Source organism: Pseudomonas sp. LBUM1661 (assembly GCF_059695925.1).
The window spans coordinates 5,815,001-5,833,902 of sequence record NZ_CP166794.1 but is presented as its reverse complement, the minus strand read 5'-3'; the positions used below and the strand labels follow the sequence as shown (position 1 = coordinate 5,833,902).

The 18,902-nt window shown below is 59.2% G+C and carries 20 protein-coding genes (1 of these 20 cut by a window edge); 14 read left to right on the top strand and 6 right to left on the bottom strand.

What is annotated here, in order from left to right:
* Positions 1–51 precede the first annotated feature (51 nt).
* Complete coding sequence (gene dksA / locus ACA057_RS26765) at positions 52–492, bottom strand: RNA polymerase-binding protein DksA (protein ID WP_007902025.1); 441 nt, start codon at positions 490–492, stop codon at positions 52–54.
* Positions 493–825: 333 nt separating this feature from the next.
* Here dksA and ACA057_RS26760 point away from each other — a divergent pair, with 333 nt between their 5' ends.
* The gene (locus ACA057_RS26760; protein ID WP_497343688.1) at positions 826–1,998 is read left to right on the top strand and encodes a pyridoxal phosphate-dependent aminotransferase; all 1,173 of its coding nucleotides are present in this window, start codon (positions 826–828) and stop codon (positions 1,996–1,998) included.
* Entirely contained in the window at positions 1,998–2,711 is a 714-nt protein-coding gene (gene sfsA / locus ACA057_RS26755; RefSeq protein ID WP_497343686.1) for a DNA/RNA nuclease SfsA, read from the top strand. The genes ACA057_RS26760 and sfsA overlap by 1 nt, the downstream gene beginning before the upstream one ends.
* Here the strand turns inward: sfsA and ACA057_RS26750 are convergent.
* On the bottom strand, positions 2,708–3,025 hold the full coding sequence (locus ACA057_RS26750) for a Rieske (2Fe-2S) protein (protein ID WP_401361972.1): 318 nt from the start codon (positions 3,023–3,025) through the stop codon (positions 2,708–2,710). The genes sfsA and ACA057_RS26750 overlap by 4 nt on opposite strands.
* A 166-nt stretch (positions 3,026–3,191) precedes the next feature.
* On the opposite strand from ACA057_RS26750, the gene ACA057_RS26745 reads away from it, so the two are divergent.
* From ACA057_RS26745 to ACA057_RS26730, 4 genes are read left to right on the top strand one after another with little or no spacing between them, the layout of a single operon-like run.
* On the top strand, positions 3,192–4,064 hold the full coding sequence (locus ACA057_RS26745; RefSeq protein ID WP_497343684.1) for a heme/hemin ABC transporter substrate-binding protein: 873 nt from the start codon (positions 3,192–3,194) through the stop codon (positions 4,062–4,064).
* Positions 4,065–4,114: 50 nt separating this feature from the next.
* Positions 4,115–5,098: a FecCD family ABC transporter permease gene (locus tag ACA057_RS26740; RefSeq protein WP_177333622.1), complete on the top strand. Its 984-nt coding sequence runs from the start codon at positions 4,115–4,117 to the stop codon at positions 5,096–5,098.
* Positions 5,098–5,865, top strand: a complete 768-nt coding sequence (locus ACA057_RS26735; protein WP_497343682.1) for a heme ABC transporter ATP-binding protein — start codon at positions 5,098–5,100, stop codon at positions 5,863–5,865. Before ACA057_RS26740 ends, ACA057_RS26735 begins: the two co-directional genes overlap by 1 nt.
* 21 nt (positions 5,866–5,886) lie before the next feature.
* Positions 5,887–6,738: a ChaN family lipoprotein gene (locus ACA057_RS26730; protein WP_497343680.1), complete on the top strand. Its 852-nt coding sequence runs from the start codon at positions 5,887–5,889 to the stop codon at positions 6,736–6,738.
* Positions 6,739–7,026: 288 nt separating this feature from the next.
* Here the strand turns inward: ACA057_RS26730 and ACA057_RS26725 are convergent, their stop codons facing one another.
* The 3 genes from ACA057_RS26725 to ACA057_RS26715 form a co-directional block, all read right to left on the bottom strand.
* The gene (locus ACA057_RS26725; RefSeq protein ID WP_007971093.1) at positions 7,027–7,299 is read right to left on the bottom strand and encodes a TfoX/Sxy family protein; all 273 of its coding nucleotides are present in this window, start codon (positions 7,297–7,299) and stop codon (positions 7,027–7,029) included.
* A 243-nt stretch (positions 7,300–7,542) separates the two neighbouring features.
* The gene (locus ACA057_RS26720) at positions 7,543–7,887 is read right to left on the bottom strand and encodes a pentapeptide repeat-containing protein (RefSeq protein WP_497343678.1); all 345 of its coding nucleotides are present in this window, start codon (positions 7,885–7,887) and stop codon (positions 7,543–7,545) included.
* 90 nt (positions 7,888–7,977) lie between these two features.
* The gene (locus ACA057_RS26715) at positions 7,978–9,534 is read right to left on the bottom strand and encodes a bifunctional aminoglycoside phosphotransferase/ATP-binding protein (RefSeq protein WP_497343676.1); all 1,557 of its coding nucleotides are present in this window, start codon (positions 9,532–9,534) and stop codon (positions 7,978–7,980) included.
* A 117-nt stretch (positions 9,535–9,651) separates the two neighbouring features.
* Between ACA057_RS26715 and mrcB the strand changes: the two genes are divergently transcribed.
* From mrcB to ACA057_RS26700, 3 genes are read left to right on the top strand one after another with little or no spacing between them, the layout of a single operon-like run.
* Complete coding sequence (gene mrcB, locus ACA057_RS26710; RefSeq protein WP_497343674.1) at positions 9,652–11,976, top strand: penicillin-binding protein 1B; 2,325 nt, start codon at positions 9,652–9,654, stop codon at positions 11,974–11,976.
* Between the two features lie 16 nt (positions 11,977–11,992).
* A complete protein-coding gene (locus ACA057_RS26705; RefSeq protein ID WP_497343672.1) occupies positions 11,993–12,730 on the top strand; it encodes a tetratricopeptide repeat protein in 738 nt (245 codons plus the stop codon).
* Positions 12,730–13,065, top strand: coding sequence for a YqcC family protein (locus ACA057_RS26700; protein WP_497343670.1), 336 nt, complete (start codon positions 12,730–12,732; stop codon positions 13,063–13,065). Before ACA057_RS26705 ends, ACA057_RS26700 begins: the two co-directional genes overlap by 1 nt.
* A 48-nt stretch (positions 13,066–13,113) precedes the next feature.
* On the opposite strand, the gene ACA057_RS26695 is transcribed toward ACA057_RS26700, so the two are convergent.
* Positions 13,114–13,527 carry a DUF4124 domain-containing protein gene (locus ACA057_RS26695; protein WP_497343668.1) on the bottom strand — a complete coding sequence of 138 codons (414 nt, stop codon included), beginning with the start codon at positions 13,525–13,527 and terminating at the stop codon, positions 13,114–13,116.
* Positions 13,528–13,926: 399 nt separating this feature from the next.
* On the opposite strand from ACA057_RS26695, the gene ACA057_RS26690 reads away from it, so the two are divergent.
* The 5 genes from ACA057_RS26690 to msrP all read left to right on the top strand — a co-directional run.
* Positions 13,927–15,651, top strand: coding sequence for an acetolactate synthase 3 large subunit (locus tag ACA057_RS26690; RefSeq protein WP_497343666.1), 1,725 nt, complete (start codon positions 13,927–13,929; stop codon positions 15,649–15,651).
* Between the two features lie 2 nt (positions 15,652–15,653).
* Positions 15,654–16,145, top strand: a complete 492-nt coding sequence (gene ilvN / locus ACA057_RS26685; protein WP_003176102.1) for an acetolactate synthase small subunit — start codon at positions 15,654–15,656, stop codon at positions 16,143–16,145.
* Between the two features lie 48 nt (positions 16,146–16,193).
* Positions 16,194–17,210 (top strand): ketol-acid reductoisomerase, encoded by a 1,017-nt coding sequence (gene ilvC / locus ACA057_RS26680; RefSeq protein WP_007948647.1) that lies wholly within the window; start codon positions 16,194–16,196, stop codon positions 17,208–17,210.
* 144 nt (positions 17,211–17,354) lie between these two features.
* Positions 17,355–18,212, top strand: a complete 858-nt coding sequence (pssA, locus tag ACA057_RS26675; protein ID WP_497343664.1) for a CDP-diacylglycerol--serine O-phosphatidyltransferase — start codon at positions 17,355–17,357, stop codon at positions 18,210–18,212.
* A 63-nt stretch (positions 18,213–18,275) separates the two neighbouring features.
* Positions 18,276–18,902: the 5' portion of a protein-methionine-sulfoxide reductase catalytic subunit MsrP gene (msrP, locus tag ACA057_RS26670; RefSeq protein ID WP_497343662.1), read on the top strand. The gene runs 387 nt beyond the window's last position; the window shows 627 of its 1,014 coding nt (coding positions 1–627); its start codon is at positions 18,276–18,278; the stop codon falls past the right edge of the window.

Sequence of the window (18,902 nt, the reverse complement as noted above, 5' to 3'; positions counted from 1 at the left end):
AGAAACAAAAACGGAGCGTTCGCACGCTCCGTTTCTTCGTTCAAGTCGATGTTACTTGCCGACTTGCTTTTCCTTGATTTCCGCCAGGGTCTTGCAGTCAACGCACATGTCGGCGGTAGGGCGGGCTTCCAGTCGCTTGACGCCGATTTCGACGCCGCAGGACTCGCACCAGCCATATTCTTCGTCTTCGATCAGTTGCAGCGTCTTGTCGATCTTCTTGATCAACTTGCGCTCGCGGTCGCGGGCACGCAGCTCAAGGCTGAATTCCTCTTCCTGGCTGGCACGGTCTGCCGGGTCCGGGAAGTTGGCCGCTTCGTCCTTCATGTGATCAACCGTACGGTCGACTTCCTGCATCAAGTCCTGTTTCCACTTGTTCAGGATCTTGGTGAAGTGAGCGCGCATGGGCTTGCCCATGTATTCCTCACCCTTCACTTCTTTGTAGGGTTCGAAACCGCTGATCGACTGGTTTTGCTGCTTTGCTTGGGTGGGCATGAAATGGACCGCCTCTACTCTTGTAATCCATTGCGCAGGATTGCTCCATCACCGACACCTGCCGGCCCTGCGGCTGCAAGCGGGCGAACTTACCAGATCAAATCGGACCGCGCTACTCCCGGATGTCGAGGTAGTGGCCCAAGGTGCTTGCAAATGATTGCAAAGCCTTGTCTGGTGGTGCTGGAGACCTGATCAATTATTGATTTTAGTCAAACCTGGGGCACACGCTTGAGTCGTTTACAGCCAGGGATATAACGGCTCTGACCGCTTTAGGTTCTCGCTCGTTCCGACGGTTGGGTAGAATCAGTTTTTTTTCCCGTTGAAGGAAGGCCAATGGCTCAGCCCTACAGTGCCCGCAGTCGCGCGATCGAACCTTTCCATGTCATGGCGCTGCTGGCGCGGGCCAATGAATTGCAGGCCGCTGGTCATGACGTGATCCACCTGGAAATCGGCGAGCCGGACTTCACCACGGCCGAGCCGATCATTCAGGCCGGTCAGGCGGCGCTCACTGCGGGGAAAACCCGCTACACCGCGGCGCGCGGCATTCCCGAGTTGCGCGAGGCCATTTCGGGCTTTTATCAGCAGCGCTATGGGTTGAACATCGACCCACGGCGAATCCTCATCACACCGGGCGGTTCCGGCGCGCTGCTGCTGGCCAGTGCCTTGCTGGTTGACCCCGGCAAACACTGGCTGCTGGCGGACCCGGGTTATCCGTGCAACCGGCATTTCCTGCGGCTGGTCGAAGGCGCGGCGCAATTGGTGCCGGTAGGTCCGGACGTGCGCTATCAACTGACGCCAGACCTGGTGGCCCGCCATTGGGATCATGACAGCGTCGGCGCGCTGGTGGCATCGCCTGCCAACCCGACCGGGACGATCCTGACGCGAGACGAACTGGCGGGCCTGTCCGCCGCTATCAAGGAGCGCCACGGCCATCTGGTGGTCGATGAGATCTATCACGGTTTGACGTACGGCACCGATGCGGCCAGCGTGCTGGAAGTCGATGACGACGCCTTTGTGCTGAATAGTTTTTCGAAGTATTTCGGAATGACCGGTTGGCGACTCGGTTGGCTGGTGGCGCCGGAAGCGGCCGTCAGTGAACTGGAAAAACTCGCCCAGAACCTCTACATCAGCGCCCCGAGCATGGCCCAACACGCTGCACTGGCCTGTTTCGAGCCTGCCACCATCGCGATTTTCGAAGAGCGTCGCGCCGAGTTCGGGCGCCGTCGGGACTTCCTGCTGCCCGCCTTGCGTGAACTGGGCTTCGGCATCGCCGTGGAGCCGGAAGGGGCGTTCTACTTGTACGCGGATATCAGCAAGTTCGGCGGCGATGCCTTCGCGTTCTGCCGGCACTTCCTCGAAACCGAGCACGTTGCAATCACCCCGGGCCTGGATTTCGGCCGTTATCAGGCCGGGCATCATGTGCGGTTTGCCTACACTCAAAGCCTGCCGCGCTTGCAGGAAGCGGTTGAGCGGATTGCTCGTGGTCTGCGGAGCTGGCAAGGCTGATGCGCTTTCATCCTCCACTTGAAGAAGGTCGCTTGATCCGTCGTTACAAGCGTTTTCTCGCCGATATCGAGACCGTTACCGGCGAGTTGCTGACCATTCACTGCCCGAACACCGGCTCGATGCTTAATTGCCAGGTCGAGGGCGGGCAAGTCTGGTTCAGTCGCTCAAACGACCCCAAACGCAAACTGCCTGGCACTTGGGAAGTCGGAGAAACCCCGCAGGGCCGCTTGTTTTGCGTGAACACCGGACGGGCCAACGGTTTGATTGAGGAAGCACTGCTGGCCGGCGTCATCACCGAACTGAACGGCTTTACCGAGCTGAAGCGCGAAGTGGCCTACGGTCAGGAAAGCAGCCGCATCGATTTCCGTCTCGATTACCCGAGCGGGCCGGCCTATGTGGAAGTCAAAAGCGTCACCCTGGGCTTCGATGGTTCATCGGTGGCGGCGTTTCCCGATGCCGTCACTCAGCGCGGGGCCAAGCACTTGCGCGAATTGGCCCATCTGGCCCGGGACGGGATTCGTGCGGTGCAGCTGTATTGCGTCAATCTTACCGGCATCGACGCTGTGCGCCCGGCAAAGGAAATCGATTCGGCCTACGCCGACGCGCTGCATGAGGCGGTGGCATGTGGGGTTGAAGTGCTGGCGTACGGCGTACGGTTGAGCCACGAAGAGATGGTGGTCGACCGGCGTCTGGACGTGTTGCTAAACGGTTAAAGGCTGACCCAGATCCCTTGCTCATCTTCGCGGCACGGGACGCGGGTCAGGGATTGTCCGGCGCATGGGCCGGCGACGCATTCGCCATCCTCGATCAGAAACAGCGCGCCATGGGTGGCGCACTGGATCAGGCTGTTGCTGGGGTCGAGAAACTGGTCGGGCTTCCATTCCAGCCCGACGCCACGGTGCGGGCAGCGATTGATGTAGACGTAAACCTGGCCGCCCCGGCGCACGGCAAAGAGTTTCTGGCCGTCGATGTCGAAACCTCGGCTGCTGGCATCGGCCAGCTCAATGCCAGCACACAGAAACTTCATGTCTATCCTCAAATATCGCCGCGCGTCGTAGGAAACGTCTGCACTTGACGTGCAAATGCAAACAATTATCAAATGGCCGCTTCGCCCGTCGGGTGCAGGTGCCAGAGGTCGAGGATGCTTGGCCTGGCATCCCGATGCCCGGGAAAACCCTTAAAGGAAGCTGTTTATGCGCCTGAGTACCCGCGTTGCTGCGCTTTGTGTCGGACTCTTCGTCAGTCATCACGCCGCAGCGGCCGAGTTACCACAACGATGGGTCAGTGCCGGTGGCGCGTTGTCGGAGTGGGTCAGCGCGCTGGGCGCTGAATCAAAACTGGTGGGCGTCGATACCACCAGCCAGCACCCGCAATCCCTCAAGGCATTGCCGAGCATCGGTTACCAGCGGCAACTCTCGGCGGAAGGCATCTTGAGCTTACGCCCGCAGATTCTGATCGGCACCGAAGAAATGGGGCCGCCGCCAGTGCTTTCGCAAGTTCGCAGCGCGGGCGTGCAGGTCGAACTGTTCTCGGCCCAGCCGGATCTGTTGACGTTGCAAGGCAATCTCCAGCATTTGGGCCAGTTGCTTGGCGCAGAGGATCGGGCTTCGCAGTTGTTTCAGGCTTACCAGGAGCAACTCGATCAGCAAAAGATCCGGGTCACCCGGGCGCAGTTGAAGGAAACATCGCCGGGCGTGCTGTTATTGCTCGGCCACGCGGGCGGCAAACCGCTGATCGCCGGCAAGGACACCGCTGCCGATTGGTTGGTGCAACAGGCCGGTGGGCACAACCTGGCAACGCACACCGGCTACAAACCTTTTTCCAATGAATCGCTGGTCAGTCTCGATCCGGACGTGCTGGTGTTCGCCGACCGGGCGTTGACCGGCGAGGCGGCGCGCGCGGCGTTGTTCAAGGAAAATCCGATTCTGTCCTCGACCCGCGCGGTCAAGGATGAGCGAGTCATGGAGCTCGATCCGACGTTATTGGTGGGTGGTCTCGGGCCGCGTTTACCTGAGGCGTTGAAAAAACTCTCTGACGGTTTTTACCCCGGTACGGCCGGCCAATGACCATTCTGGTTAAACCGCGTGTGCTGTTTATTGGCCTGAGCGTGCTGTGTTTGTTGGCGATCTGGCTGTCGTTGGCGCTGGGGCCGGTGAGTTTGCCGTTGCTGGATACCTTGCGCGCGGCGTTGCGGCTGATCGGGTTACCCATCGCGCCCGATGGACTGGAACAGGCCGAACTGATCCTCGGGCAGATTCGCCTGCCGCGTACGTTGTTGGGTTTGGCCGTGGGCGGGGTTTTGGCACTGTCCGGCGTGGCGATGCAGGGGCTGTTTCGTAACCCTTTGGCCGACCCGGGGTTGGTGGGGGTCTCCAGTGGCGCAGCCTTGGGCGCCGCAATTGCGATCGTCGGTGGCTCGGTGTTCGGTGGTCTGCCGGAATCCTTCGGGCCTTATCTGTTATCGCTGTGTGCGTTTCTGGGCGGCCTCGGTGTGACGGCGTTGGTGTATCGACTGGGTCGACGCAACGGGCAGACTAACGTGGCGACCATGCTGTTGGCGGGTATCGCGCTGACGGCGCTGGCCGGTTCGGCAGTGGGACTGTTTACTTATCTGGCGGACGACGCGACCCTGCGCACCCTGACGTTCTGGAACCTGGGCAGCCTCAATGGCGCCAGCTATTCGCGGCTCTGGCCGTTATTGCTGGTGAGTGCCGGTGTGGCGCTCTGGTTGCCGCGCCGGGCCAAGGCCTTGAATGCGTTGCTGCTGGGCGAATCGGAGGCGGGTCACCTGGGCATCGATGTCGAAGGGCTCAAGCGTGAACTGGTGTTCTGCACCGCGCTGGGTGTCGGCGCAGCGGTCGCGGCGGCGGGGATGATCGGGTTTGTCGGTCTTGTGGTGCCACACTTGGTGCGATTGCTGGCCGGTCCCGATCATCGGGTGCTGTTGCCGGCGTCTGTGCTGGCGGGGGCGAGTCTTCTGTTGTTTGCCGATCTGGTGGCGCGACTGGCGCTGGCGCCCGCCGAGTTACCCATCGGAATTGTCACGGCTTTCATCGGTGCGCCGTTCTTTCTGTATCTGTTGCTCAGAGGACGTGCCTGATGTTGCGAACGCATAATCTGCAAATCCGTCGTGGGCGAAAGATCGTTCTGACGGACATCACGCTGGAACTCAAACCGGGCGAAGTTCTCGGCGTGCTAGGGCCAAATGGCGCCGGAAAAAGCACCTTGCTCGGTGCCTTGTGTGGCGAGTTGAAGGCTGATCACGGCAGCGTCTGGCTCGATGAACACGAGTTGAGTGACTGGGCCGGCGCACTGCGCGCGCAACGTTTGGCGGTGTTGCCGCAAGTATCAACCCTGGACTTCGCTTTTCGCGTTGAAGAAGTGGTCGGCATGGGCCGCTTGCCGCATCAGAGTGGTCGGGTGCGGGACGATGAAATCGTCGCCGCCGCATTGCACGCTGCCGATGCCGGGCACCTGAGCGGGCGCAGCTACCTGGCGCTGTCCGGCGGCGAACGGCAGCGGGTGCATCTGGCGCGCGTGCTGGCGCAGCTCTGGCCGGGGGAGGCCGGGCAGACACTGTTGCTGGATGAACCGACGTCGATGCTCGACCCGCTGCATCAGCACACCACCTTACAAGCGGTGCGCGAGTTCGCCGATCGCGGCGCGGCGGTGCTGGTGATCCTGCATGATCTGAACCTCGCGGCGCGCTATTGTGATCGCCTGTTACTGCTCGAAGGCGGACGCCCGGTGGCGCTCGACACCCCCGAGCAAGTGTTGCGCCCGGAACCGCTCAAGGCCGTGTTCGGGTTGGAAGTGCTGGTGCAACAGCACCCGGAGCGTGGGCATCCGCTGATCATCGCCCGCTGACTTTTTCATAGGGATGAGACGATGCGTGGGATTTTGATGCTGGCCGTGCTGTTTCTGGGGGCTTGTCAGCATGTTTCGGTGCCGCCACCGATCACGGGTGAGATTCGCGACTTGCGCAGCGGCCAGACCCTCACGCCCCAGCAATTGGTTGAGCGGTTGCAGAAGCCTTCGCGGCTGATCGTCGGCGAGCAGCATGACAATCGCGATCACCATGCACTGCAACTGTGGTTACTGCAGTCTCTCGGTGAGCAGCGGCCGCAAGGCAGTTTGCTGTTGGAAATGCTCACGCCGGATCAACAGCTGCGCGTCGATGACATTCGCCATGCTTCGACGCCACCGGCGAACTTGCCCGGTGCATTGGCCTGGCAATCTGGTTGGGACTGGAATCTATACGGGCCTATCGTACGTTTCGCCCTGACCCAGCCGTACCCGCTGCTGGCGGCCAATCTGGACACGCTTGAAGTCCGTTCCGTCTACGCCAACCCATCGACATTAAACGGCTCGCGCTCCAACGCTGTTTCGGTCAGGGACGCGTTGCTGGCGCAAATCAGCGATGCTCACTGCGGCCTGCTGCCCGAATCACAAATGCCGGCAATGCTGGCGGTCCAGCAACAACGTGATCGGCGGATGGCCGAGCGGTTACTGGCAGCGCCAACGCCTTCTTTGCTGTTCGCCGGGGCTTACCACGCGCGCAAGGATGTCGGCGTGCCAATCCATGTGCTTGATCTGGGTGCGCCCGAGGCTCCGAGGGTGTTGATGCTGGCGCAGCAGGGCAGTGAGGTGACGGCGGCAATGGCCGATTACGTCTGGTACACGCCTGCCACCGCGACGCCGGATTACTGCGCGCAGATGCGTAAGCAGTTCGGCAAGTAGAGGAAGGACTTTTCCACAGGCAAAAAAAGACCCGGCAAGAGCCGGGTCAAATAACCGTGATTAGCCTGATGAGGAGATATCTGAGAGTCCGAACCAAGGGCTTTTCAAATATCGACCAGTCTCGCGACCAGTTGTGATAATCATAGCGATTCTCATTACCAAGTCAACCGCTGATTTCCGATTTGTTTGAAATCCGTCGGCCCCTCGCTGCAAGCGTCCGTAATCATTGGGCTTCAGGCTGTCTTTTGAGTAGGTTGGCCTCAGCAGGTGTATGGCCGCTGTGCCGTTTCAATTCTTGTGGCGTGACGAAATAGCTTCCAGCTGTTTGTTCAAGGCTTCCTTGCGCTCGGCGGGAATGTCGTTCCAGTGCACGTCCATCAATGCACCCTCTATTGCATACAACAACACCTTGGACGCTCGAAACCCGCGCGTGCGCACGGCCCGATAAGCGTCCACCGCCCCCAGGCGACGCAAGTCCGAGGCGCTGTGGATGCCCACGGCATGCAGCCACTGCGCCGACGTCTTGCCAAGATTCTTCAGGTGTTGCAGTTCATCATTCATCAAGCCTCCTTGCGATGGCCGAATGGTGCGTGGGCAAGCTTCTGAGGAGTGTAGCCATCAGTAGGAAAAGCGTGATTGTTTGGTCGGTTTCGACGCAAAAGCTTCTAAGAGGAAAATAATGGAAGCTGTGCGAAAGTCCGCGAACGCGGCAGGAACAGAGGGCGTGGATTGGTCTATTGGGCAATAACGCCCAGAGTCCAGCGCAAAGCGGGGGCGCCGGACTGGTCAGTTCAAAGGTCGCTTTTAGCGGGTGCGATACCGCAGGCGTGTACCGAAATTCATCGACATCAGGATCTCGTCCGCACTCAGCTCAGGCGGAAAGTAGGCGCCGGAGATTTGCGCGTGGGCGAGGCTTGCGCCTTCCAGGTTTGAATGGCGGAAGTCGATGCCGCGCAAGTCGGCGGAGCGGAAATAGGCGTCGGAAAAATCGACGCGGTCGGCGTTCAGCTCACGCAAGTCCAGACCACGGAAATCGCCACCGACCATGTCGATCGTGCCGTCTTTGGGCCGCTCGTTATTGAAACCTGTGATGTCGTCTTTGTGCAGCAAAGCATAAAGCGGAGTGTCGAGAAGTTTGGGCTGGCTCATGTCACATCACCTGTTGGTTTTATGACGCCAGTATAGTGCCACTATCTGACAGCCGTGAAGCCGGCGAAGGCTTCACGGCTGAAATAGTTTTTACAGGCCCGGCAGGCGTTGGCGAATCTGCGCAACAACGGTGTCGAGGGTGCCGCTTTCATTTGTCTGCACGCGTTTGCTGCAGAGGATTTCTGCGGGCGTCAGCGCTTCACGAGTGGCTTGCTGGGCTGCGATTACGGTCAGGTTGGCGTCAGACGGATCCTTTTTATCGGCCTGACGCAGGGCCAGCCAGCTCTCGATCACTGCTTGCGGGGCATTGCAATCAAGAATCAGGAAAGGTGCGCCCGTGGCTTCGGCGATTTTCGCCGCACCGTCGCGCTGCTCGCGCTTGAGGTAAGTGGCATCGATCACCACCGGGAAGCCGGCACGCAGGATCACCGTGGCAATTTCATGCAGGCGGGCGTAAGTCGCGGCGCTGGCGTCGGCACTATAAATGCCGGCCTGTGGATCATTCGGCACGGTTTGCTCACCGAACAGGCGTTTGCGCTCGACATCGGAACGCAGGCGAATGGCGCCCAACGCTTCCACCAGGCGCATGGCCACGCGGCTCTTGCCGACGGCAGAAACACCGTGGGTGATGGCAATGAAGCGCGAAGGAATGGTGCTGTAGCTTTCCGCCAGGTTGGCGTAATTGCGGTATTGACGCAGGGTGGTCGCGCGCTGCACCGGGGTGGCGTCGGCCGGCATGCTGAACAGGCTGACCTTGGCGCGAACCAGTGCGCGATAGGCTTTATAGAAGTTCAGCAGTTCCAGCCCCTGGTAATCGCCGGTCAGCTCCAGGTACTGGCTGATGAAACGACGCGCCAGGCATTTCAGCCCGCGGTCTTCCAGATCCATCGCCAGGAAGCCGGTGTCGGCATACACGTCGGTGAAGCGGAATGGTTCGTTGAACTCGATGCAGTCGAAGATCACGACCTTGCCATCGATCACGGTGGCGTTGCCCAAGTGGATGTCGCCGTGGCATTCGCGGATAAAACCGTCGGCCTTGCGCTGTGCGAACAGCGGCTTGAGGCGTTCGAAGCTGCTTTCGGCCCAGGCTTGCAGCGCGTCGAGTTGCAACAGGTCAGCCTTGTCGCTGAGGAACGGGCGGATCTGTTCGAAGTTCTGGCGTACCGGCGCCATAACGGCATCCGGTGTGCCGGCTTCGTGTTCGGCAGGCACTTTTGGTGCGCTGAGGTGGAATTGAGCGATTTGCGCGGCCATCTCGTCGATGTGCGCCGTGGTCAATTCGCCATTGGCTTGCAGGGTGCTGAGTAACCCGCTTTGTGGGAATTGACGCATTTTCAGCGCGTATTCGATGACCGGGCCATCTCCGCCCAGTTGTGGCGCTTCGGCGCTGCCGGTAATCGGCAACACGTCCAGATACAAATCCTGAGTCAGACGCTGGTTCAGACGCAGCTCTTCAGCGCAGAAATGTTCCCGAGCATCGAGGCTGGTGAAGTCGAGGAAGCCGAAGTTCATCGGTTTCTTCACTTTATAAGCAAAGGGGCCCGTGAGGATGACCCAGGAAATATGAGTCTCGATAACCTGGAAAGCGTCTACGGGATGCGGGTAGAGGGCCGGGTTTTGCAGGGCAGCGATCAGTGACTGGCTCACAGGCGATCCTTCAGAGGCTGGGAAAATTCAAGGCCGACATTATGGCCGCAAGTCCGCCCGACGCAAACCTCGGAGGGCTTCTGTTGAGTATGAATAAAGTGCGTATAATCCGCGCCCATGACTCGTACTCGATCCCCCCGCACCCCTAAAAAACCACCTTCCAAGGGCCTGAGCCCCTGGCTGGGCTGGGCCCTTAAACTCAGTCTGGTCGGCCTCGTGGTGCTCGCCGGATTCGCGGTTTACCTCGACGCTATTGTCCAGGAGAAGTTCTCCGGCAAGCGCTGGACCATTCCGGCCAAGGTATATGCGCGCCCGCTCGAGCTGTTTACCGGGCAGAAACTGAGCAAGGAAGACTTCCTCACCGAACTCGATGCCTTGGGCTACCGGCGCGAAGCCGTGAGCAACGGCCCCGGCGCGGCAGCGGTCAGCGGCAATACCGTCGATTTGAATACCCGTGGTTTCCAGTTCTATGAAGGCCTGGAGAAAGCTCAGCCCGTGCGTGTGCGCTTCTCGGGCGACTACGTGGCCGAACTCTCGGCGACGAACGGTTCGAAGCTCTCTGTGGTGCGGTTGGAGCCGCTGCTGATCGGCGGGATTTACCCGAAAAACCTCGAAGACCGCATTCTGATCAAGATCGATCAGGTGCCGCCGTATCTGCTGGAAACCCTGGTGGCCGTGGAAGACCGGGATTTCTATAGCCACTGGGGCGTATCGCCCAAGTCGATTGCCCGCGCGGTTTACGTCAATACGTCTGGCGGCAAGATGACCCAGGGCGGCAGTACGCTGACGCAACAGTTGGTCAAGAACTTCTACCTGACCAGCGAACGCAGCCTGACCCGTAAACTCACCGAAGCCATGATGGCGATGTTGCTTGAGCTGCATTACGACAAACGAGAAATTCTTGAGGCTTACCTCAATGAAGTGTTCGTCGGTCAGGATGGCCAGCGCGCGGTGCATGGTTTCGGCTTGGCCAGCCAGTTTTTCTTCGGGCAGCCATTGTCCGAACTGAAGCTGCATCAAGTGGCAATGCTGGTGGGCATGGTCAAGGGGCCGTCCTATTACAACCCGCGTCGCAACCCTGAGCGGGCGCTTGAACGGCGCAACCTCGTGCTCGATGTCCTTGAGCAACAAGGTGTAGCTACCGCCGAACAGGTCGCTGCTGCGAAGAAAATGCCTCTGGGTGTGACCACACGCGGCAAGCTGGCGGACAGCTCGTTCCCGGGCTTCCTCGATCTGGTCAAACGTCAACTGCGCGAAGACTATCGCGACGAAGACTTGACCGAAGAAGGTCTGCGGATCTTCACCAGTTTCGACCCGATCCTGCAGATGAAAGCGGAAGCGTCGGTCAACGACACCTTCAAGCGACTCTCCGGGCGCAAGGGTTCCGATGACGTCGAAGCGGCCATGGTTGTGACCAACCCGGAAACCGGCGAAGTCCAGGCCATGATCGGTAGCCGTCAGGCCAGTTTCGCCGGCTTCAACCGGGCGCTGGATGCGGTACGACCGATCGGTTCGTTGATCAAGCCGGCGGTATATCTGACAGCCCTTGAGAAACCGACCCAGTACACCTTGACCAGTTGGCTGTCGGACGATTCCTTCTCGGTCAAAGGCGCGGATGGCCAAGTCTGGAAGCCGCAGAACTATGATCGTCGCTCCCATGGCACCGTATTCCTGTACCAGGGCCTGGCGCATTCCTACAACCTGTCGACCGCGCGTCTCGGGTTGGCGGTGGGCGTGCCGAATGTCCTGAAAACCCTGGGACGCCTGGGCGTGACTCGCGAGTTTCCGGCATTCCCATCGATGTTGCTGGGGGCCGGCGGTATGACGCCGATCGAAGTGGCGACCATGTACCAGACCCTGGCCAACGGTGGTTTCAATACCCCGATGCGCGGGATCCGCAGCGTACTGACCGCCGAAGGCGAGCCGCTCAAGCGTTATCCGTTCCAGATTCAGCAGCGTTTTGATCCGGCCTCGATTTACCTGATCCAGAGCGCCATGCAGCGTGTCATGCGTGAAGGCACCGGCAGTTCGGTTTATAACGTGCTGCCGAAAACCCTGACCCTCGCGGGCAAGACCGGTACCAGTAACGACTCACGAGACAGCTGGTTCGCCGGTTTCAGTCAGGACTTGCTGGCCGTGGTCTGGCTGGGTCGCGATGACAACGGCAAGACGCCGTTCACCGGCGCTACCGGTGCCTTACAGGTCTGGACCAGTTTCATGCGCAAGGCCGATCCGCTGCCGCTGGACATGCCGCAGCCGGATAACATTGTTCAAGCCTGGGTCGATTCGCGCACCGGGCAAGGCTCTGATGCCAACTGCCCAGGTGCGGTGCAGATGCCGTATATTCGCGGCAGCGAACCGCCTCCCGGCGCCGCTTGCGGTGGCGAAAGCCCTGTTTCCGGCGAAACGGTGATGGATTGGGTCAAGGGCTGGATGAATTAAGCAAAGAGGGTTTCAAGTGAACAAGTGGTTGATTCCAGCAGTTACCGCCGTGGCTTTGCTCAGCGGTTGCTCCAGCGTACAGCGCGGCTCGATTCCGGTTGTGGATTCCGGCAGCGCCGTGTCCAACAGTGAGCGTGTTTCGGCGAATGGCGGTTACCGTCAGACGACGACCAAACGCCCTGTGCAAGCCCAGCCTCAGGCGATCCCGCAGGGCGACACCGGTGTGGTGGTGATGGTGCCAGGTGGCGGTGCCGTGACATCGGCGCCGATCAGCACTGCGCCGATCACGCCAGGCCCGATTACCCCAGGGCCGATCGATACCACGCCGGTTCAGTCGGCGCCGGTCAATCAGGGCAGCTACAGCATGCCGTCGACGCCGAGCGGAATTCCTTCGGCCAGCACCGGTGGCGGCTTGTCTGCCGACGAGCAATTGGACGGTCCGGTCTTGGCGCTGCTGACGACCGCTCAGCAGCAACAGGCGAGCGGTGATCTCAACGGTGCTTCCTCCAGCCTTGAGCGCGCCCAACGCGTCGCGCCGCGTGAACCGCAAGTGCTTTATCGCCTGGCGCAGGTGCGCATGGCTCAAGGCGATGCGCCACAAGCCGAGCAATTCGCTCGTCGCGGCCTGACGTTCGCCAATGGTCGTCCGGCCCTTCAGGCCAGCCTGTGGTCATTGATTGCCCAGGCGCGTGAGAAACAGGGTGATTCCGCTGGCGCTGCACTGGCCCGTCAGAAGGCCAAGGTTGCTTCGTGATGGATGCACGCTTCCCGAAAATCGCCGAGCAGTTGTTACTGATCGAGCGTGAATTGCGAATTCAGGGTTGGTGGGACGACGTCCCGCCCTCCGCGGAAGCGCTTTCCAGCGTCGAGCCGTTCTCGGTCGATACGCTGGATTTCGAGCAGTGGCTGCAATGGATCTTCTTGCCGCGCATGAAAGCGATCCTCGAACAGGACCTGCCATTGCCCAACGCGTCGGGGATTCAGGAGATGGCCGAAATGGTCTTCGCCGCCCGCAATGTCCAGGGCAAGGATCGGCAGTTACAGGTGCTGCTCAAAGAGTTCGACCTGCTGATCACTGCCTCCCGCTGAATCCGGTCATTTTGTAGGAGCCGAGCAAGCTCGGCATCCTACAGATGCTTACTGGCAGTTATCCTTGATCTGCTTCTGTGCTTCAGTCATGCGCTCCTGACGTTGTTCGTCGGTCAGGCGACGCATCTCACCGTCAACATCCTCCCGTATCCGCGGATTGTTTTGCAATTGAGCCAGATTAGTTCGCGCCTGCTCGCAAAAAACCTTGAGCTGGGCTTGCTGCTCGGCGACCTGCTTTTTAACCGTCTTGTCGATCGCCTGTTGGTCGCCGATGACGTTGCTGCGTGGCAGCGTGGCAGGTTTGCCAGCAGGAGGGGAGGGCGTGACCACGGTGGTGGCTTCCTGACCCTGGGGCGGTTGCGCGTCGAAGTGGGTAACGCCTTGGGCGTCGACCCATTTGTAGATCTGACCGGCCATACACAAAGGGCTGATCAGCAGAGTGACCATGAAGAACGTTCGCATGCCATTTCCTTGCCATAAGTTGCGCAATTGAAGCTAACACAGTTGCGGTTTAGCGGTTTTTTCTTGCTTTCTCATGTGCTTACTTCAATAAAGCACATTGACGACTTGACTTGCAGGGGACGAAACAGAAGAATCCAAAGTCCGCTGTAGAGGGACTGCCAGAAGCAGGCCCACTCAGCAGATCATGAGGCGCACATCCGCGCCGACCTGTTACACCCGCAACGCGTTACCTCGCGCTGGGTGGGAAAGGCCCGCAACACTTGGGACGATCCCAATACTTGCTCAGTCAGTGCTGACGTAGTCGGCGACCACCGTCGCTCATGCTCTGCTGAGAAGTAAACCTATTAAGACCCGTCCCTTTTAGGTGGACGGTATTCTGGCGTTTTAGAGGTGGACAACGTGGAGCTTTTATCTGGCGGTGAGATGATCGTCCGCTTTTTGCGTGACGAAGGCGTCAAGTATATCTATGGGTACCCGGGTGGTGCCGCATTGCATATCTACGATGCGCTGTTCAAAGAACCATCTGTTCAACATATTCTGGTTCGTCATGAGCAGGCTGCCACGCACATGGCTGACGGCTATGCGCGTGCCACCGGTAAGGCCGGCGTCGTACTGGTGACCTCCGGTCCCGGCGCGACCAACGTCATTACCGGTATCGCCACGGCGTACATGGACTCGATCCCGATGGTCATCCTGACCGCCCAGGTGCCTAGCACCATGGTGGGGACCGATGCGTTCCAGGAAACCGACATGATCGGTATCTCCCGGCCGATCGTGAAGCACAGCTTCATGATCAAGCATGCTTCGGAAATCCCGGAAGTCATGAAGAAGGCCTTCTACCTGGCACAATCCGGTCGTCCTGGTCCTGTCGTTGTCGATATCCCGAAAGACATGACCAACCCGGCCGAGAAGTTCGAATACGTTTTCCCGAAAAAAGCCAAGCTGCGTTCCTACAGCCCGGCGGTTCGTGGCCACTCGGGCCAGATCCGCAAAGCCGTGGAAATGCTCTTGGCGGCCAAGCGGCCGATCATTTATGCGGGCGGCGGTGTCATTCTGGGTAACGGCTCCGCGCCGTTGACCGAGTTGGCGCAACTGCTGAACACTCCGGTCACCAATACCTTGATGGGCCTTGGCGCTTATCCGGGTATGGACCGCCAGTTCCTCGGCATGCTCGGTATGCACGGCAGCTACACCGCCAACCTGGCGATGCACCATGCGGACGTGATCCTGGCCGTCGGCGCGCGTTTCGATGACCGTGTCATCAACGGTTCGTCGAAGTTCTGCCCAAGCGCCAAGATCATCCACATCGATATCGACCCGGCTTCGATTTCCAAGACCATCAAGGCTGACGTTCCTATCGTAGGGCCGGTGGAAAGCGTATTGACCGAAATGGTCGCTACCCTCAAGGAAATCGGCGAAACCCCTAACAAGGAAGCGGTCGCCAACTGGTGGAAGCAAGTTGAGGAGTGGCGCGGTGGTCGCGACATGTTCCCTTACAACAAGGGTGACGGCAGCATTATCAAGCCACAAACCGTGATCGAAACCCTGTGCGAAGTGACCAAGGGCGATGCCTATGTGGCCTCCGACGTGGGTCAGCACCAGATGTTCGCGGCGCAGTACTATCGCTTCAACAAGCCGAATCGCTGGATCAACTCCGGTGGCCTGGGCACGATGGGCTTTGGTTTCCCTGCTGCAATGGGCGTGAAACTGAACTTCCCGGACGCTGACGTCGCCTGTGTGACCGGTGAAGGCAGCATCCAGATGAACATCCAGGAACTGTCGACTTGCTTGCAGCATGACCTGCCGGTGAAGATCATCCTGCTCAACAACGGCGTGCTTGGCATGGTCCGTCAGTGGCAGGACATGAGCTACGGCGCGCGTCACTCGCACTCTTACATGGAATCGTTGCCGGACTTCGTCAAGTTGGCTGAAGCCTACGGTCACGTCGGCATGCGCATCACCGACTTGAAAGATTTGAAGCCGATGATGGAAGAAGCGTTCGCCATGAAGGATCGCCTGGTGTTCATTGACATCAAGGTCGATGCCAGCGAGCACGTCTACCCGATGCAGATCAAAGACGGCTCCATGCGCGATATGTGGCTGAGCAAGACGGAGCGTACTTAATCATGCGGCACATTATTTCCTTGCTTCTGGAAAACGAACCCGGCGCTCTGTCTCGTGTAGTCGGCCTGTTCTCGCAGCGCAACTACAACATCGAAAGCCTGACCGTAGCGCCAACCGAAGACCCGACCCTGTCGCGTCTGACGTTGACCACGGTTGGCCATGATGAAGTGATCGAGCAAATCACCAAGAACCTGAACAAGCTGATCGAAGTGGTCAAGCTGGTCGACCTGTCGGAGAGTGCTCACATCGAGCGCGAACTGATGCTGGTCAAGGTCAAGGCCACCGGCGCCCAGCGTGCCGAGATCAAACGCACTACCGATATTTATCGTGGGCAGATCGTCGATGTCAGCGCTAGCGTGTATACCGTTCAACTGACCGGTACCAGCGACAAGCTCGACAGCTTCATTCAGTCCATTGGCACCGCTTCGATCCTGGAAACCGTCCGCAGCGGCGTAACCGGTATTGCCCGCGGCGACAAAGTACTCAGCATCTAAACCAAATTAGCGAATGGCCTGAACGGCCTGGATATATAGGGGAATTTCATGAAAGTTTATTACGAAAAAGACTGCGACCTGTCGATCATCCAGGGCAAGAAAGTTGCCATCATCGGTTACGGTTCCCAGGGCCACGCTCAAGCGTGCAACCTGAAAGACTCCGGCGTTGACGTTACCGTTGGCCTGCGTAAAGGTTCGGCGACTGTTGCCAAGGCCGAAGCCCATGGCCTGAAAGTGACTGACGTAGCTTCCGCTGTTGCTGCTGCCGACCTGGTCATGATCCTGACCCCGGACGAATTCCAGTCTGCCCTGTACAAGAACGAAATCGAGCCGAACATCAAGAAAGGCGCCACCCTGGCCTTCTCCCACGGCTTCGCGATTCACTACAACCAGGTTGTTCCGCGCGCTGACCTCGACGTGATCATGATCGCGCCGAAAGCACCGGGCCACACCGTGCGTTCCGAGTTCGTCAAAGGCGGCGGTATCCCTGACCTGATCGCGATCTATCAGGATGCGTCCGGCAACGCCAAAAACGTTGCACTGTCCTACGCTGCTGGCGTGGGTGGCGGTCGTACCGGCATCATCGAAACCACCTTCAAGGACGAGACCGAAACCGACCTGTTCGGCGAACAAGCCGTTCTGTGTGGCGGTACCGTTGAGCTGGTCAAAGCCGGTTTCGAAACCCTGGTTGAAGCTGGCTACGCGCCAGAAATGGCCTACTTCGAGTGCCTGCACGAACTGAAACTGATCGTTGACCTCATGTACGAAGGCGGTATCGCCAACATGAACTACTCGATCTCCAACAACGCTGAATACGGCGAGTACGTGACCGGCCCGGAAGTGATCAACGCCGAATCCCGTCAGGCCATGCGCAACGCCCTGAAACGTATTCAGGACGGCGAATACGCCAAGATGTTCATCAGCGAAGGCGCAACCGGTTATCCTTCGATGACCGCCAAGCGTCGTAACAACGCCGCTCACGGTATCGAAATCATCGGCGAGCAACTGCGCTCCATGATGCCGTGGATCGGTGCCAACAAGATCGTCGACAAAGCTAAAAACTAAGTCGCGCACTTGTACGAAAAACGCGGCTTAGGCCGCGTTTTTTCGTTTGGGAGGCCGGTTCTGGTATAAAGCTGCATCGTTTGCGGCCGAACCCTCGTCCCAGACACCTGTCGAAACTTTCCACCCCGTTGCAAGGTAATGTCCATGAGCGAACGTCCCGAAGAGCCAAACCAGGCTTCTGACGCCGAAAGCCTGCTGCCCATCGATGAGCACATCGAAGAAGGGCATGACGCTGAAGGTCGTAAAGTCCGGCATCGTGGTATCTATCTTCTGCCGAATCTGTTCACCACTGCGAACCTGTTCGCAGGGTTTTATTCCATCATCAACTCGATGAGCGCCCAAAGCGCCTTGAGTGCCGGTGATTCGATCGGTGCGAGCAAGTATTTTGCTTTTGCCGCCATCGCCATTTTTGTCGCCATGGTGCTCGACGGCCTTGATGGTCGCGTCGCACGCATGACCAACACCCAGAGTGCCTTTGGTGCCGAGTACGACTCGCTGTCGGACATGGTTGCCTTTGGTGTTGCGCCGGCATTGCTGGCGTTCGGTTGGGCCTTGGGTGATATGGGCAAGGTCGGCTGGATGGTGGCCTTCATTTATGTGGCTGGCGCGGCTTTGCGCCTGGCGCGTTTCAATACCCAGGTCGGCACCGCCGACAAACGCTACTTCATCGGTCTGGCCAGCCCGGCTGCTGCCGGTGTGGTTGCCGGCATTGTCTGGGCGTTCAGTGATTACGGCATCCAGGGTTCCAAGATGTCCTTCCTGGTGGCGCTGATAGTCGCGGCCGCCGGCATGCTGATGGTCAGCAACATCAAGTACAACAGCTTCAAGGAGCTGGACTTGAAAGGGCGCGTACCGTTCGTGGCGATTCTCGCCGTGGTGCTGGTGTTTGCCGTGGTGTTCAGCGATCCGCCGCGCATCCTGCTGCTGGTTTTCCTCGCTTACGCAGCTTCCGGTCCGGTGCAATACCTGCTGCGCCTTCGTCGGCACAAAAACGCCGAGTGACGTAATTTCCCTCATACTCCGCAGTCTATTGGTGCATCTGTCCTCCAATGCTGCGGAGTCGTCATGCTGATCAAAATCCCCAAAGCGTCTGACTGCCATGAGTCAGACGTCACGCCTGAATCCTTCTATCTTTCTCGACGCAATGTGCTCGGTGCTGCTGTCGCCGGATTGGCTGTGGGCAGTCTGCCGCGATGGGCTTCTGCCGACGATGCGCCACGTTATGCCGACGTCGAGCCTGGCAAGGCACCTTCCTGGTTTGCCGAAAAGCTTCCTTCTACTAAGTGGGGCGCGGTCAGCGTCAAGGACGAGGCGATTACGCCGTTCAAGGATGCGACCCACTACAACAACTTCTATGAGTTCGGCACCGATAAAGGTGATCCGGCCGCCAACGCTGGCGCGCTGAAAACCGAACCTTGGAGTGTGGTGGTGGACGGCGAGGTGGGTAAGCCCGGACGGTATGCGCTGGAAGACTTCATGAAGCCCTATCAGCTGGAGGAGCGGATCTACCGACTCCGGTGTGTGGAGGCCTGGTCGATGGTCATTCCATGGATTGGTTTTCCCATCTCGGCTTTACTCAAGGAAGTCGAGCCAACCTCTAAAGCTAAATTCATTCGCTTCGAAACCCTGGAAGATCCCAAGAGCATGCCGGGGCAGCGTTCCGGTTTTGCCTTGATCGACTGGCCTTATGTA

Coding starts and splice junctions, on each gene's coding strand:
- ACA057_RS26730 (WP_497343680.1), top strand. CDS start 5,887: ATGCGTGGGATTTTGATGCTGGCCGTGCTGTTTCTGGGGGCTTGTCAG.
- ACA057_RS26725 (WP_007971093.1), bottom strand. CDS start 7,299: ATGAATGATGAACTGCAACACCTGAAGAATCTTGGCAAGACGTCGGCG.
- ACA057_RS26720 (WP_497343678.1), bottom strand. CDS start 7,887: ATGAGCCAGCCCAAACTTCTCGACACTCCGCTTTATGCTTTGCTGCAC.
- sfsA (WP_497343686.1), top strand. CDS start 1,998: ATGCGCTTTCATCCTCCACTTGAAGAAGGTCGCTTGATCCGTCGTTAC.
- ACA057_RS26750 (WP_401361972.1), bottom strand. CDS start 3,025: ATGAAGTTTCTGTGTGCTGGCATTGAGCTGGCCGATGCCAGCAGCCGA.
- mrcB (WP_497343674.1), top strand. CDS start 9,652: ATGACTCGTACTCGATCCCCCCGCACCCCTAAAAAACCACCTTCCAAG.
- ilvC (WP_007948647.1), top strand. CDS start 16,194: ATGAAAGTTTATTACGAAAAAGACTGCGACCTGTCGATCATCCAGGGC.
- ACA057_RS26700 (WP_497343670.1), top strand. CDS start 12,730: ATGGATGCACGCTTCCCGAAAATCGCCGAGCAGTTGTTACTGATCGAG.
- ACA057_RS26745 (WP_497343684.1), top strand. CDS start 3,192: ATGCGCCTGAGTACCCGCGTTGCTGCGCTTTGTGTCGGACTCTTCGTC.
- ACA057_RS26695 (WP_497343668.1), bottom strand. CDS start 13,527: ATGCGAACGTTCTTCATGGTCACTCTGCTGATCAGCCCTTTGTGTATG.
- ilvN (WP_003176102.1), top strand. CDS start 15,654: ATGCGGCACATTATTTCCTTGCTTCTGGAAAACGAACCCGGCGCTCTG.
- ACA057_RS26735 (WP_497343682.1), top strand. CDS start 5,098: ATGTTGCGAACGCATAATCTGCAAATCCGTCGTGGGCGAAAGATCGTT.
- dksA (WP_007902025.1), bottom strand. CDS start 492: ATGCCCACCCAAGCAAAGCAGCAAAACCAGTCGATCAGCGGTTTCGAA.
- pssA (WP_497343664.1), top strand. CDS start 17,355: ATGAGCGAACGTCCCGAAGAGCCAAACCAGGCTTCTGACGCCGAAAGC.
- ACA057_RS26760 (WP_497343688.1), top strand. CDS start 826: ATGGCTCAGCCCTACAGTGCCCGCAGTCGCGCGATCGAACCTTTCCAT.